This is a genomic window from Sphingobacteriaceae bacterium, from assembly GCA_016715905.1.
Classification (GTDB): Bacteria; Bacteroidota; Bacteroidia; order B-17B0; family Aurantibacillaceae; genus Aurantibacillus.
In genome coordinates this window covers 60,444-74,985 of sequence record JADJXI010000005.1, presented here as the reverse complement: position 1 = coordinate 74,985, position 14,542 = coordinate 60,444, and the positions used below count along the sequence as shown (strand labels likewise).

The window sequence follows — 14,542 nt, the reverse complement described above, 5'->3', positions numbered from 1 at the left end:
TTCAATGCCTAGGCTTTTTCAAATATAATTAAAAATAGCTTTGATTACTTTTGAAATCCGTTTGAATTATAAGCATCAGGGTTTTAATTTATAAATGATAAGTCCCCTATGGTATCCAACAATTTTATCCGGCATATGGTAACCAAAATTAGTTCTGAATGAAGCCGAATCATTAAGTATCAAAAATTGGGCATTGGGGTGTATCATTAAACTATCTAGAATATATTTAGGTGTTTTTTCTTCAAAAGTGGAGCCCAATTGATTCATTAAATATAAACTGGCGCAATCGGTATAATCATAGCCACTGATAACACGTTGTTCGCGGGTGATGCCCATTTTTCGTAATTTGGGCTCAAGGTCTTCATAAGCTCTAAAATCACCTGACCAATAATAAATGGCGTTGCTGTTTCTGTTGGCATAATTAGTACGAGCATACGCAAAACTTTCTTTCAGATTGAAAAACAAAATCATCATTACTATATATTTTAAGGGATAAAAATATTTTTCGCTTAGCTTTATCACTACATCCACAAATAGCAGAAACATAAAAAATAGCACCGGCATCATGGTAATGACATAATAATCATGATGCATAAACTGATTCAAAAATAAAAAGAAATAACATGCAGAACCCATTATGTAGAATAGTGTTATAAAGAGTAAGATGCGGTTAGCCAATTTTATGGCTAACAGAATGGTAAGTGTTACAGCTAAAATTAACACATAACCTTCGTAAGCATAATAATGTTCCATCCATAATTTTTTCATCCAGCTCAATACTTCCAATAATCCATCCCAACTTTCATACATATTGGTAGAAAGTAAAAAGGTGGAACCACCATGAGTTTTAGGAAACCAGGTAGAATATTTATACCATCCGGTTACGATTAAAACGGACAAAAACATCCGAACAATAATTTTCTTTTTATTCAGGAAAAAATATTCTGAATTTTCTTTCTTGAAAAATTTATAATGATCGGCTACCAGCAGCAATGCCAGAACACCATAACAAATTGCGCCGGATACCTTGAGTAAAACACCCAGGGTTACAAAAAAAGTAAACCAGTTTAAATTTGAAATTTTATTAGTTTTTGCATAACGAAATAAAAAATACCAAGAGGCTAGAATAAAAGCTATACTAGGTGGGTCTGGCATAAAATTAGGCGTGTAAAAAATAAAAACAGGTGAACAAATTACAGCAAAAAGGATGCCGAGTGACAATAGAAAACTTTTAGAATACTTTAAGGAAAAAAGATAGAAAAATAATAAACCAAGAAAAGTAAATGTTAAACTGATGGCACGGATATACATTTCATTAAACCCAAATATTTTGTAAAAAACCGCGCCTAGGTAATATACAATGGGAAACTCCATTCCGGTATATCCTTTCCCTTCCATCGTTCGCTGATATTGTGGTGTAAAAAAATTCAAATCATTTTCGTAATAATTTAATGCTATACTTGCACGTGAAGTTTGCGCGGATATATGAATTGATGATGGTCTATTATTTATAAAATTGTAAATACCTAAATAACTACAAAAAAAATGCATGGCCATTACAAATATTAATGTGCCTATAATATATTTTCGTTTGGTATTATTGAAAAGCAAAGATTCGACAGATCTAATGCCGGCCTCAAATGATTTATATTTAACTAACCAATTCAATCCGTTACCTCTACTCTATATTCTACTTTAAGCGTATCTACATCAAAATTTTCATTTTCTGAATTTCCTAAAAAAGCCATCGTGTTAATCATGGAATACTTTTGTTCTAATTTTTCACGCGGTAACAGTATTGAATCTTTAAACGGACACCATTGATTAATTTCTGTAACAAAATATTTAAGGAATGAGGCATTCCAAACTACAATGGTTTGATTTAAACCAATTGCTGCAATTGAAATGGTTGCATTGGAGTGTGCATAGTTCGTTCTTAACCTTCCACTAAAAATCACCCAAATTTTTTTATTTCTGTTTTCTTCAGAAATATTAATTAGCGCCGTTAAACCGGCTTCATTTTTTTTTACGATTCTGGAAAAATCAAAATTCCCTTGATTGTCGTGCATAATAGTATCCCCCTTGGGTTCTCTATTTGCCGGAGTAACGGTAAATTTTTGAATAGTTTTGTAATCCTCTTTACAAGCTGAGAGAAAAATAAAAATGCCGGTTAAAAGTATTAATCTGCAACCGTTCAACATTAAAGCTGCATTTCTTTTATATCACCTTCAATAATCAATTTTCCGCTTGTAGCTTTTTTTACCTGTTCAATTGTAACACCAGGAGCTAACTCAAGTAACTTAAACCCTCCTTCAGGTACAATATCATATACACCCAACTCGGTTACTACCTTTTTTACACAATTAACTCCGGTAAGAGGCAAATCACATTTAGGCAGAAATTTTGATTGGCCGGCTTTGTTAACTTGCTGCATTGCTACAATAATATTTTTTGCACTAGCCACTAAATCCATGGCGCCCCCCATTCCCTTCACCATTTTTCCGGGAATCTTCCAATTGGCTATATCTCCATTTTCACTCACTTCCATAGCACCCAATATTGTCAGATCTACTTTTTGGGAACGAATCATACCAAAACTCATGGCGCTATCGAAAATACTTGAGCCTTTTAACAAAGTAATTGTTTGTTTACCTGCATTTATCAAATCGGCATCTTCCTCACCCTCGAAAGGAAAGGGGCCCATGCCTAAAATTCCATTTTCAGATTGTAACACTACGTTATATCCTTCCGGAATATAATTAGCGACAAGTGTTGGGATACCAATTCCAAGATTAACATACATGCCATCTTTTACTTCCTTTGCAATTCTTTTTGCGATTCCATTTTTATCTAACATATCAGTACGCTTTTATATATTCGTTTTTAAATTGATTCCTTAAAGTTTCCGCTAAATTTCTAGCAATAATCATTCTTCCTTTATAACCATAATGTTCTGTTGTCCAGGTTTGATCAGAAAACTCTAAACCATTTATTTTTTCTAAATTATCAATTACTTTACAATTACCCGTGTTGTATCGATTCATTAAAAAATCTCTATTTTCCTTCATTAAAAATACTAAATCTTTACCTACCAGGCTATCGGCATATTCAATATTTTCGGCAAGCAAGTTGAAATAAAGCGGGATACCATTTTTTTCACTCCATTTCACAATAAAATCAAAGTCTTTAATCCGCGGATTAGTTTCTTTAATATTAAAGGCATAAGCTTTCACATAATGACAAGCCAATCTGATCTTATCAAAATCCCAAGAGCCATCTTCCTTTAAATACGAACCCTCCCCCATTGCTTTATCCCAGTCCCAGGTATTTTTATATTTTAAGTCGCCATTTTTCAATGTTAACTTCTCTTTTTTCCATAATCCTTTCATTTTAAATTCTCTTTCGGTTTCTGTTATATCATTAAACGCTTGAAGTGAGAGTAAAAAACGATTGATTATAGGAGGATAGGGTTGTAGAAGTGCGATTGATTCTTGCAAAGAACTTTCCGCCGGAGAATATATCCAAGCCGCATCAAAAGATCGCATGTTTAAGGCCACTACAATTGCTTTTGGTTTATTATTTTTTAAATCAATTTGATTTAACCAATAGCGATAAATTCCAGCATGAGAAGCAGGTTGATTAACCGCATGAATTTTAATTGAAGGATAAAATAAATTACTGAGTTCGGATATACTGAGATAGGTTGAATCATCTTCGCGGGCATTAAAGTTAGACGACTCAGAAAAATAAAGCACATCGGTTGAGTCGGACTTTTGTTTCATGATTAATACATGTTCACATAAGTCACGCAAGTTCATGGGATAAAACGTATAGATATATATATAATTTACACCTGTAATCAAAACAAGAATAAACATTATACGTATCAATACTTTCTTTATCATTAAAACTGAAAATATATAAATGTGTATTTATGTATACCGGATAGTGCCATTACACAAAAAATTAATACTGAATAAAAGGTCCAGCGAGCCGGAATTTTGTAATTGGATATTTTAACATCAAATCGGCTTTTGTATAAAAACAATTCAAAAATCAACATGGCTATTGCCGGTACGACTGAATAAATGACCGGCATTTCTACACCCGGCATATGAATATTGGAAAACAAAGAATTTAAAACCAAAAAAGCTTTATCAAAAGATTCTGCTCTGAAAAACACCCAGATGAAAGAGACGATTAAAAATGTTTTAACTGCCAATAAAATATTCACTATTCCCCAACCCGCTTTGCTTTTAAATCCAGTTATGTAATTAAACCCTCTTTCTAAAAAAATCATAATTCCATGCAAGGCTCCCCATATAACAAAGGTCCAATTTGCTCCGTGCCATAAGCCACTAACCATAAACACGATTAAAATATTGAAAATCCATCGCGGAAGCTTCACTCTATTTCCTCCCAACGGGATATATAAATAATCTCTAAACCAGGAACTTAATGAAATGTGCCACCTGCTCCAAAACTCACCAATACTTTTAGATAAATAAGGCGTTTTAAAATTATCCATGATATTAACGCCCAATAAACGTGCGCTACCTAGTGCAATGGTAGAATAGCCGAAGAAATCGGCATAAATTTGAATGGAAAAAAGTAAAATACCGTAAAATATTTGAGAAGAATGAAAGTTTTGAGGGTCGGCATAAATTTCATTTACATAAGGTGCAATATTATCTGCCACGCACATTTTAATAAAGAAACCAAATAAAATAAGCCGAAATCCATTTGAAAAATTTTCATAAAGAGGTGTAACTTCTTTTCTCAACTCATTGCCCAAACCGCTATAACGTTCAATAGGTCCTGCCACCATTTGCGGAAAAAATAAAACGTAATTCGCAAAATAACCCAAATGTTTTTCCGCTTTTTGTTTTCCCTTATACACTTCAATCGTATAACTCATGGATTGAAAAGTGTGAAATGAAAGTCCGATCGGTAAAATCACATCTAAATTGTATTTATGCAAATCCTTACCGAACACAGAAAACAATTCGATTACATTCTCATTGATGAAATTAAAATATTTAAAAAAAGCGAGCAGACCGATATTGGTAAGCAAACTGGCAATTAAATAAAATAATTTTAAACGGCCGTTTACTTGTTCTATGGTTAGTGCGGCGATATAATCAACCAGAATAATAAAAAATAAAATGAGAATGTATTTAGGCACAAACACCATGTAGAAGTAGCAACTACCCAAAAAAATTAACATCCATCTGAATCGATGCGGCAAGAGATAATAGGCTGCCACCAGTACAGGCAGAAAAATTAAGAAGTGGAGTGAATTAAACAGCACGATTAATACGGCTTATGATTTTTTTCTGGTTGTTCTTTGCTCAATTCTTTTCTCGTATTTTTCTCCTTGAAAGATACGATGTACAAAAATACCGGGTGTATGAATATGATCAGGATCCAACTCGCCGGCAGGCACTAAATGTTCAACCTCAGCAATAGTAATTTTACCGGCCATAGCCATCATGGGATTAAAATTACGGGCTGTACTTTTAAAAATTAAATTTCCGGCAGTATCGCCCTTCCAGGCTTTCACAATCGCAAAATCAGGTTCGAAAGCTTTTTCCATTAAATATTCTTTTTCTTCGCCATTGTATTTAAATTTTCGGGTTTCCTTTCCATTAGCTACTTCAGTACCAACGCCGGCCGGAGTATAAATTACCGGCATGCCATAACCGGCGGCCAAACAACGTGTAGCTAAAGTCCCCTGCGGAATTAATTCAACTTCCAATTCGCCACTTAGCATTTGACGTTCAAACTCATCATTTTCTCCCACATAACTTGAAATCATTTTTTTTATTTGTTTAGTTTGTAAAAGCAAACCTAAACCAAAATCATCCACCCCGGCATTATTACTAATGCAGGTTAAATTTTTTACCCCCATTTTCACTAATTGGGCAATGCAATTTTCGGGAATACCACACAAACCAAACCCACCAAGCATAATCGTCATACCGTCTTTAATTCCTTGTGTAGCTTCCACTACATCTTTTACAGTTCTATTAATCATAAAATAAATTTTGGTGATACAAATATAAGTGAATTTATCCTTTTTACAGAGAGAAAGGATTCAAATTAACTCAATAAAATTTATCTATTAACCGGATTGTAAGTTTTATTTGGGTAATAAAAATCTTTAACCTTCAAAATGGTAATCTCTTGCTTAAATTCTTCATCCCAAAACCGAATTGTATCTTGTATTTCAAATTTATTTCCAACATCGGGATTCAATAAATTAGTGACAATGAAATTAAAATTTTTCTCATTATAATACCAACTTATGTTTGAGCCTATTTCAGCTATGCAAGCATCGTTTTGGACAGCAAGAACTTCAATTTTCTTTTTTGAAAACAAGGTTAGCACTTTTGAATGTGTTTGCGTAGATATGCCTCTTTTTAAATTATATATTTCACTTATGCTATCCAATTTCCGTGTTCTTTCGGGGTAATAATTAGCATATTTTGTTAATCCGGATGGTTGAAATTTTATTGTGATTAATAGCAAAAAAGTAATTATTATAATTGGAATAATAAATTTTTGAACGTGCTCTCTTTTTAATTTACGCTCTAAAACATAAGCAATTATATAAGCCAATGGAATTAAAGAAAAATAAAAAACAGAAGCTGAATATCGCAACGTGGTAGCATTAATATAGCTTCCATTTAATATTGGAGCCCCGATAACGGCTAATGAAAAACAAAATGAAAAAACTAGTAAAAAATACACATTAGGTGCAATTTTCTTACGCAACATCAATATTGATATTCCGATAATCGGAATACTGATAAATGTAAAAATCATTTGGATTTGCCTGAAACCCGGCAACTGAATCCAAAAAAGCATATGATCCCTGAATACTGTCCAAGAACTTAATATGTCTTCATAGGCGAAAATCTTTTCAGGCGCATAAAAATAGGTGATGCCTGAATCTTTAATATACTTATAAAATAAAAATCCTCCTACGCTTCCGGTAATTATCATTAATGCCGCGCGAACAGAAGCTTTCCAATTCAATTTATTCATTGTAAAGAATAGTGAGAAAACAAAAGGAGCACTAAGCATCACTACAAATAAAAGATCACAAAATGTTGCGATAAATGAAAAAACTAAAATAAAAATACTTTTTATCCAATCGTTCCATCCGTTTAAAAAAACTGCGTAAATAATTAATGCATTTAAAAACGGCCCCGAATGATAATAAGCAGAAGTGAGTAATTGTGCCAAAATAATGTCATGAGTAAAATAATAAGATTCGAGAAAAACGAGAGAAAATAAAAGAGGTATTAGCCAACTATATTCTTTTAAATAATCCGGAACAGATTTTTCGAAAATATACATACTAGTTATGGAAAGCATTATCATGAATAAAATGGCATAAATTAATATGCTAATCATGAAGTTCTGATGAAATAATTGAGTTACACAATAAAGAAAAACATCGGGAAAAACGGAAGGAGCAACCGGAAAATACCAATCTTTTAAATTACCTTGCCCAATTATAAAATCATCATAAAGAAATTGTATTCCTAGCGCATCAGAAACGGTTAACCAATGATGTGAATTAGAATCAAAAACAGAAAAATAACACAGAACGCTATAAATCAACAAAAAAAAGCTTACTGTTTTTATAATAAAATTTCGTTTCATTAAAAATGCATAGGCTTTCATCTTTAAATTATTCTATTCTCTTTTCATCAAATTCATTTACATCAGATGATCCGTAATTATCAGCTGCATCATACTTGGTACAATCCAGTTCCAAATTAGGATCTAAAAATTTTGGTCTTTCAAAATCACCTTTGCTCACTTTCAGCTTGGCATCGGCATACACTTTATTAAAAAATTTACCCCAAATAGGTAAAGCCATGGTTGCTCCTTGTCCTTCTACCATTGAATTAAAATGTATACTTCTGTCTTCACCACCAACCCAGGCACCTGCCGCTAATTCAGGCGTTAATCCAATAAACCAACCATCGGCATTTTTTTGTGTTGTGCCTGTTTTACCGGCTATTTGATTTTTTAGATTATGTCTAAAACGCAAACGTGAACCTGTACCACCATCCACCACGCCACGCATCAATTGTATCATGGCATAAGCGCGCTCTTCGCTAAAAACCTCATCGGTATTTGGAATAAATTCTTCCAACACTTTTCCGTTCTTATCTTCAATACGGGTAATGAATGTTGGTTGAATATAAGTTCCTTTATTGGCAAAAGTTGACATGGCGGCCACCATTTCAAACACACTTATATCAGCAGTTCCTAAACAGATAGAAGGCACTTCCGGTATTTCAGAAGAAACCCCTAATCGCTTCACTAGTTTCACCACAGCTTGTGGCCCGTATTGTTTCATCACCCAAGCGGTAATATAGTTTATTGAATTGGCTAATGCTTTTTTGAGCGTAAGCATTTTACCATTGTTTTTATCGTTAGGACCATCGGAGTTTTCCGGACACCAATCCTTTCCTTCCGGTAAAGAAATACAAGTGCGCACGTTTGGTACTTGATGGCATGGAGAATATCCTTCCTGTATAGCCAGCGCATAAACAAACGGCTTAAACGTTGAACCAACTTGTCGTTTACTCACTTTTACGTGATCATATTTAAAGTGTTTATGATTGATGCCTCCTACCCAGGCTTTCACATAACCTGTTTGCGGCTCCAGAGCCATAAATCCGGTTTGTAAAAAACTTTTGTAATACTTAATACTATCAAATGGTGTTAGGGTAGTATCAATATCTCCTCTTAAACTATACACTTTCATTTGTGCAGGTTTGTGAAAGGTGGCTATTATTTCATCATGTTTTAGTCCTGATTTTTTTGCCAGGCGATAACGGTCACTTCTTTTCATAGAAGCATCCATTATTTTTTTAATTTCATCTTTACTCACGTTCCAGGCAAAAGGATAGTTTCTTTTTGTAGCTAAATCTTTATTAAACATACGTTGCAGATCCTGCATGTGTTCATACACGGCTTCTTCGGCATACTTTTGCATTCGCGAATCAACTGTGGTATAAATTCTTAAACCATCTTTGTAAATATTGTAAGGTTCATTCGTTTCGGGATTGATATGTTTTTCGCACCAACCTTTTAGAAAATTATCGCGTATATATTCGCGCATATAAGGTGCCGGTCCATCATTATGATCTTCGGGATGGAAATTTAAACCCAGCGGAAGTGTTTTTAAACTATCGTATTTTTCCTTTTGAAGATAACCGTACTTTACCATTTGGTGCAATACAACATTTCTACGGTGCATGGTAGTATCGGGATGACGGATTGGATTAAACAAGGAAGGATTTTTGGCCATACCCACCAACATGGCGGCTTGCTCAATTTTTAAACTATCCTGCCCCCGGTTAAAATAAATTTGAGAAGCAGATTTTACACCAACAGCCAGATTTAAAAAATCGAACTTATTTAAATAAAGGGCCATAATTTCTTCCTTGGTGTACAGCTTTTCCAAGCGGGAAGCGATAATCCATTCCTTCATTTTACGAATAACCAATTCGGGCTTACTTAATTTTTCACGTGGGAACATCATTTTAGCTAACTGTTGCGTAATGGTGCTTCCTCCTCCTTTGCTTCCGCCGGTGAAAATTCCGGAAACTGAACGAAGTAATGCTTTTACATCCACGCCGCTATGCTCAAAAAAACGAGCATCTTCTGTAGCCACCAATGCACTTACCAAATCTGAATCGAGTTGATTAAAATTTACATTTACTCTGTTTTCGCTGTAATACTTTCCCAAAATTTTCATATCTCCACTGTACACGATGGTGGCCAGGCTGTTTTTGGGATTCAGTAATTCATCCACTTTAGGCAAAGTACCGAAGGTACCCGAAGAAATTAAAAATAAAAGAAGAAATAGTAATAAAACCGGCCCCATGAATAATATCCAAAGCCAACGAATGTATTTTTTGTTTTTATTCATTTCCTCTAAAAGCGTAAAAATAACAAAAAGGTGTAATGAGGACTTGTATTTATCATAATTTAATTACTAATTTATTCATACTTGCATCAATTACAATTGATGAATAATAATCCGATTAGCTATTAACTTTTCTCCGCTTACAATTTGCAAATAAAACATTCCATGAGGCAACTGATCCAAATTTAAAGAAGCTGATTCGGAATTTATCTCAGCGCTGAATACCACTTGACCCAGTAAATTAATGATTTTTATTTCACAGGTGTTTGCAGGGTTGTTGAAGTTCAAATGTAGAACATTCTTAAACGGATTCGGAAATATTTTTACTTCTTCGGAATAATTTATCCCTATTAATCCACTGCATATTACCACACTTTGATTAACTATTGCAATATTTGTACAACCATTAATTGCTGTACCCAATACTGTATAGCTTGTTGAAATTGTAGGAGTCACAATTTCATTTACAGAAGACCCCCCTGAATTCCATGAATAAGAGTTTGCTCCGGATGCTGTTAAGGTTACAGATTGTCCTGCACAAATAGTATTTGCATTTGAACTTGCTAATACTGTAGGTGTAATGTTTACCGTTGCTGATTGGTTCACTAAACTAGTGCAAGAGCCTACGGCAGCCACCACGGTATAATTACCACTTGCATTACTTCCAGCATTTGAAATGACTGTATTTTGAGCTGTGCTGTTGAAAGAATTAGGTCCGGTCCATGTGTAGGTTGCACCACCCGATACGCTTAACGATAAAGTTTGACCTGAACAAATTGGAGAATTAATCACAATAGTTGGTGAAGGTGGTGGTGAAATGGTTGCATTTGTTACCGCAGAATTTGTGCAACCGAACGCACCGCTAATAGTTAATGTATAATTTCCACTGTTAATTATTTGTGCATTGCTAATGGTTGGATTTTGTATAGCAGAAGTGTATGAATTAGGCCCACTCCAAACAAATGAAGTTCCACCTGTAGAAGTAAGTAACAGATTATTCCCAACACAAACCGGAGAATTATTACCAACATTAATCGCAGGGGTCGGATTAACAGTAGCAGTAACTGCAACGGAATTTGTACAACCCAATGAGTTAGTAACAGTTGAAATATATGTTCCGCTGTGAATGGGCATTGCGTTAGTTATAGTAAAATTTGCTACGGATACCGAAAAATTATTCGGACCTGTCCACGTATATGTACTACCTCCACTACTTGATAAAATTAAATTTGCTCCCTGACAAACAGGACTTGTAATACTTGCTGATATAATTGGTAATGGATTAACCGTAATATTAATTGTTCGTGCCGGACTTGAACCACAAGTACCATTGGCCACCACAGAAATAACTCCGCTTAATCCGGCAGTTGTACCAATGGTATTCGTACTACTACTGCCGATCCAGCCGCCGGGCAAAAACCAAGAATAGCTCACGGCCTGAGGATCGTTAGTCACACTATAGTTTTGAGAAGAGCCTACGCAAACCGAAGTGTTACCGGAAATTGCTGATGGCTGTGCCGGTGCAGAGCCGTTGCATAAATTGTATTTTGCAAAAAAAGCGTCATTACTTCCGGTAGCTGTTAATGTTGCTGTACCAACACCAAAATCAAAATCAGCAATGGAGGCAAACATGCCCGATAGATAAATAGTAGAACCTGAAATATAAGCGCATCTTCCTTCAGACGCAATATTTCCAAAGGAATTTGCAAAAATGATTGCTCCTGCTGAATTATATCCGGCAACATAAAATGTATTTGCACTTCCGGTTAATGTTGCTGTTCCCGGACCCGGGTCAAAATCAATTCCTGTTCCTAAAAATCTTCCGGTTATATAAACATTGTTTGAACCATCAATAGCCAAACCATAACAATAATCATTGGTTGTGCCACCCGTTCCGTAGGCCCAAATGTAATTTCCTGAAGCGTCATATTTAGCTACAAACAAATCACCCTGACCATTGCTGGTAATTGTAGTAACACCAATACCCGGATCAAAATCACAAACATTGGAAAACACGCCCCCAAGATATACATTACCAGAAGCGTCGGGTTGCAGACCAAAACCAATATCAACACCAGTTCCACCAATTTGTTTTGCATAAACAAAGTTTCCGCTAGAATTATATTTTGCTAAATAAATATCCAATTGAAGTGCGCCACTTGTGGTTAAGTTAAACGTTCCTATGCCCGGATCAAAATCATTAAGTTGAGAAAACGATCCTGTAATGTAAATATTATTAGATGCATCAATACTTATCTGATCACCTTCCGAATAGGATCCTATAATCTGACGGGCAAACACCAATGCGCCTGCTGAAGTGTATTTTGCAAAATATGCATTATATGTTCCACTTACTGATAAAGTAAGTACACCTGGACCTGGATCAAAATCTGTATTTGCACCTATGAAACCCGTTACATAAACATTTGTGCTAGCGTCTATCGCCAAACTTATTGCACGGTCGTTGGCGGTACTTCCTAACCTATTCACCCAATTCAAAGTACCTGCTGTTGAATAACTGGCAAAAAAACCATCACCGTCTGTACCCCCACCCAGTGAAGTCAAGTTAGCTGGGCTGCCTCCGATATTAAAATTACATGTACCAATAAAATTTCCGGCTACATAAACTCCATTTGCATCAGCAGACATGTCGTAAATCCAATCTGTATTTGTTCCGCCAATATGTTTTACCCAAATAAATGCTCCACTTGAATTATATTTTGCAATAAATGCATCTTGTCCACCTAAACTTGACAGTGTAGTTGTACCCGGACCCGGATCAAAATCAGCCGTTCCGTTAAAGTGGCCGGCTACATACACATTTCCCGATGGATCACTTGCCACTGCTGTTGCACTTTCAGACATCGTAGATCCTATTTTGCCAGCCCATTGATAATTTATTTGCGCGCTTAGCTTAAAACTCAACAATGCACAAATTATAGCACCTATTCTTTTCATTTTTATTTGCTTTGGTTTACAAATTTAATTTAAAATTGTTCCTAACTAACAAATTTATTTGAGCTTAGTTTGTTGATATTCAGCACAAATAACAAATGACCGCATTATTAGCTACAAGGCTGTTTAAAAATTATTTTAGGGCACTTGCAAATAACTACAAATAATAGTAATTTAGCGCTATAATTTATAGCAATGAGTAAAATAGCCAACAACATTCGGTTTCTTCGTCAGTTAAAAGGATTATCGCAAGAGCAATTAGCCGATGAATTAAGTATTACCCGTTCACGTATTGGCGGGTATGAAGAGGCGAGGAATGAGCCGCCCATTGATTTACTGATACGTTTATCTGAGTTTTTTCACATTGCCATTGATGCTTTGGTGAGGGGAGATTTGCGAAAAACAAATTTAGATGGTTTAATGAAAATCGGTAAAAACAGGATTCTCTTTCCGATTTTACTGGATAATGAAGGGAATGACATGGTTGAATTAATTCCATTAAAAGCATCGGCCGGTTATTTAAAAGGTTATGCTGATCCTGAGTACATCGAAAAATTACCTCAAATGAAATTACCTTTTTTGCCTACCGGCAAACACAGAGCCTTTCCAATAAAAGGAGACAGTATGCCGCCGATAAAAGAAGGTTCTTATGTAATTGGTAAATATTTAGAAAAAATGGAGGAGTTAAAACCGGGTAACACCTATGTTGTTGTTACTAAAGATGACGGCTTATCCTATAAGCGAATTATGAGTTACTCCAAAAAAGAGGGGGCTTTGGAGTTGCATTCCGACAATAAAATATACCAACCCTATAAAGTAAAAACCGAAGATGTATTAGAGTTATGGGAATATACCTGCTGCTTAAATATGAATCAATACGATGATAATGAGTTGAATTTAGACAGTATCATGAATATGTTAAGAGGTCTTAAAGTTGAAATTGAGCAGATAAAGAAGAAATAATATATTGTATCTTTAATCAATCAAATTAAAGACGCATGAGGAATATTTTGGTTTTTTGCATTGCATCATTATTTCTGGCATCCTGTGCCGGTAAATACAGTTTACAAAAAAGAAAGTATAATAAGGGTTATTATTTTGCGCATTCAGGTCGTACCAATAACACGCTAAAAAAATCAGAACCTGAAAAACAAAATAAAAACAAGAAAGAGCTGATTGAAAGTGTACCTGCCGAAGTAATGGTACTGCATAAGGAGGCTGAAAGTCAAAAAAATTCCATTCCCCAACCAATAAAAAAAGAACAAAAATTATTGGCGGTAGCAAAAGCTAAATTAGCTGAACCCTTAAAAGCGTACCAACTTAAACACCATAATCAATTCCATTCCCTTTATAACAATCAAAAAGTAAAACACCCACCCTATCAATACGGATACGCCAATGGCGGTATGGGTGTTTGGGGAATAATTGGAGCTATTTCATCTATAATCTCATTAATTTTTTTATTTATTTATTTAGCTATAATGTTTGATGCAGTGACTGGCGGGGCATTTACCACTGCAATAATAACGGGCTTTGCTATATTAGCAGTAATACTAATTATTGCCGTAATTGCAGTAGCCGTTTCCGGCATGGGAGGCTAAAATTTTAAACTTTTAATAATTAAAAAAA

General features: G+C 34.8%; 11 protein-coding genes. 2 read left to right on the top strand and 9 right to left on the bottom strand.

Features of this window, described 5'->3' with window-relative positions:
- Positions 1–75: 75 nt before the first annotated feature.
- From IPM51_08230 to IPM51_08190, 9 genes are all read right to left on the bottom strand, one after another.
- The gene (locus tag IPM51_08230) at positions 76–1,668 is read right to left on the bottom strand and encodes a glycosyltransferase family 39 protein (GenBank protein ID MBK9284298.1); all 1,593 of its coding nucleotides are present in this window, start codon (positions 1,666–1,668) and stop codon (positions 76–78) included.
- Complete coding sequence (locus IPM51_08225) at positions 1,665–2,201, bottom strand: hypothetical protein (protein MBK9284297.1); 537 nt, start codon at positions 2,199–2,201, stop codon at positions 1,665–1,667. Before IPM51_08225 ends, IPM51_08230 begins: the two co-directional genes overlap by 4 nt.
- Positions 2,201–2,857: a CoA transferase subunit B gene (locus IPM51_08220; GenBank protein ID MBK9284296.1), complete on the bottom strand. Its 657-nt coding sequence runs from the start codon at positions 2,855–2,857 to the stop codon at positions 2,201–2,203. The genes IPM51_08225 and IPM51_08220 overlap by 1 nt, the downstream gene beginning before the upstream one ends.
- Position 2,858: 1 nt before the next feature.
- Entirely contained in the window at positions 2,859–3,905 is a 1,047-nt protein-coding gene (locus IPM51_08215) for a hypothetical protein (GenBank protein ID MBK9284295.1), read from the bottom strand.
- Positions 3,905–5,311 carry an MBOAT family protein gene (locus IPM51_08210; protein ID MBK9284294.1) on the bottom strand — a complete coding sequence of 469 codons (1,407 nt, stop codon included), beginning with the start codon at positions 5,309–5,311 and terminating at the stop codon, positions 3,905–3,907. The genes IPM51_08215 and IPM51_08210 overlap by 1 nt, the downstream gene beginning before the upstream one ends.
- Before the next feature lie 12 nt (positions 5,312–5,323).
- A complete protein-coding gene (locus tag IPM51_08205; protein ID MBK9284293.1) occupies positions 5,324–6,037 on the bottom strand; it encodes a CoA transferase subunit A in 714 nt (237 codons plus the stop codon).
- 80 nt (positions 6,038–6,117) lie between these two features.
- A complete protein-coding gene (locus IPM51_08200) occupies positions 6,118–7,674 on the bottom strand; it encodes a hypothetical protein (protein MBK9284292.1) in 1,557 nt (518 codons plus the stop codon).
- Positions 7,675–7,702: 28 nt separating this feature from the next.
- Positions 7,703–9,961, bottom strand: coding sequence for a transglycosylase domain-containing protein (locus IPM51_08195; GenBank protein ID MBK9284291.1), 2,259 nt, complete (start codon positions 9,959–9,961; stop codon positions 7,703–7,705).
- A 90-nt stretch (positions 9,962–10,051) separates the two neighbouring features.
- Positions 10,052–12,916, bottom strand: a complete 2,865-nt coding sequence (locus IPM51_08190) for a T9SS type A sorting domain-containing protein (protein MBK9284290.1) — start codon at positions 12,914–12,916, stop codon at positions 10,052–10,054.
- Between the two features lie 192 nt (positions 12,917–13,108).
- On the opposite strand from IPM51_08190, the gene IPM51_08185 reads away from it, so the two are divergent.
- Both IPM51_08185 and IPM51_08180 read left to right on the top strand, forming a co-directional pair.
- On the top strand, positions 13,109–13,876 hold the full coding sequence (locus tag IPM51_08185) for a LexA family transcriptional regulator (GenBank protein ID MBK9284289.1): 768 nt from the start codon (positions 13,109–13,111) through the stop codon (positions 13,874–13,876).
- A 35-nt stretch (positions 13,877–13,911) separates the two neighbouring features.
- The gene (locus IPM51_08180) at positions 13,912–14,514 is read left to right on the top strand and encodes a hypothetical protein (GenBank protein MBK9284288.1); all 603 of its coding nucleotides are present in this window, start codon (positions 13,912–13,914) and stop codon (positions 14,512–14,514) included.
- Positions 14,515–14,542: the final 28 nt, after the last annotated feature.

Excerpts from the sequence above, each read along its gene's own strand:
- IPM51_08185 (MBK9284289.1), top strand. The coding sequence starts at position 13,109 with ATGAGTAAAATAGCCAACAACATTCGGTTTCTTCGTCAGTTAAAAGGA.
- IPM51_08220 (MBK9284296.1), bottom strand. The coding sequence starts at position 2,857 with ATGTTAGATAAAAATGGAATCGCAAAAAGAATTGCAAAGGAAGTAAAA.
- IPM51_08190 (MBK9284290.1), bottom strand. The coding sequence starts at position 12,916 with ATGAAAAGAATAGGTGCTATAATTTGTGCATTGTTGAGTTTTAAGCTA.
- IPM51_08180 (MBK9284288.1), top strand. The coding sequence starts at position 13,912 with ATGAGGAATATTTTGGTTTTTTGCATTGCATCATTATTTCTGGCATCC.
- IPM51_08225 (MBK9284297.1), bottom strand. The coding sequence starts at position 2,201 with ATGTTGAACGGTTGCAGATTAATACTTTTAACCGGCATTTTTATTTTT.
- IPM51_08200 (MBK9284292.1), bottom strand. The coding sequence starts at position 7,674 with ATGAAACGAAATTTTATTATAAAAACAGTAAGCTTTTTTTTGTTGATT.
- IPM51_08195 (MBK9284291.1), bottom strand. The coding sequence starts at position 9,961 with ATGAATAAAAACAAAAAATACATTCGTTGGCTTTGGATATTATTCATG.
- IPM51_08205 (MBK9284293.1), bottom strand. The coding sequence starts at position 6,037 with ATGATTAATAGAACTGTAAAAGATGTAGTGGAAGCTACACAAGGAATT.
- IPM51_08215 (MBK9284295.1), bottom strand. The coding sequence starts at position 3,905 with ATGATAAAGAAAGTATTGATACGTATAATGTTTATTCTTGTTTTGATT.